The sequence below is a fragment of the Streptomyces sp. NP160 genome, assembly GCF_006335115.1.
GTDB lineage: Bacteria > Actinomycetota > Actinomycetes > Actinomycetales > Quadrisphaeraceae > Quadrisphaera.
Genome location: NZ_VDMJ01000082.1, coordinates 1 through 603, shown reverse-complemented (window position 1 = coordinate 603; position 603 = coordinate 1). Strand labels below are relative to the sequence as shown.

At 74.8% G+C, this 603-nt stretch carries 1 protein-coding gene; it reads left to right on the top strand.

Annotated features, from left to right (window positions below):
* The coding region (pth, locus tag FHN55_RS21985; protein WP_139714543.1) for an aminoacyl-tRNA hydrolase at positions 1-512 on the top strand (512 nt) is incomplete at its 5' end.
* Positions 513-603: the final 91 nt, after the last annotated feature.

Below are 603 nucleotides of genomic sequence, written 5' to 3'. Positions count from 1 at the left end.
TGGTCGTCGACGAGCTCGCGTCCCGGCTGCGCACCGGCTTCAAGGCGTCCAAGCACCGCGCTGCCGTCGCGGAGGTGCGCCTCGGCCCCCCGGGCGCCTCCAGCCAGCGCGTGGTCCTGGCCAAGCCCGCGTCCTGGATGAACGAGTCCGGCGGACCGACGGCCGGGCTGGCGCGCTTCTACGGGGTCGACCCGCTGCGCGTCATCGCCGTCCACGACGAGCTCGACATCGACGCCGGCGCCGTCAGGCTCAAGCGCGGCGGCGGTGAGGGCGGGCACAACGGCCTGCGCGACATCAGCAAGGCCCTGGGCACCAAGGACTACGTCCGGGTGCGCGTGGGCATCGGCCGCCCCCCGGGGCGCATGGACCCCGCCGACTTCGTCCTGCGCGGCTTCTCCTCGACCGAGCGCAAGGAGCTGCCGTTCCTGCTCTCCGACGCCGCGGACGCCGTGGAGGCCGTCATCACCGACGGCCTGGAGGCGGCCCAGCAGCGCTTCCACGGAGCGCGGTGAGCGGCGCAGCCGGCGGCCCGTCGGATGGCGCCCCGGGAGCCGCTCCGGCACCGGGAGCCTCTGTGCTCGTGGTCTGCACCGGCAACATCTG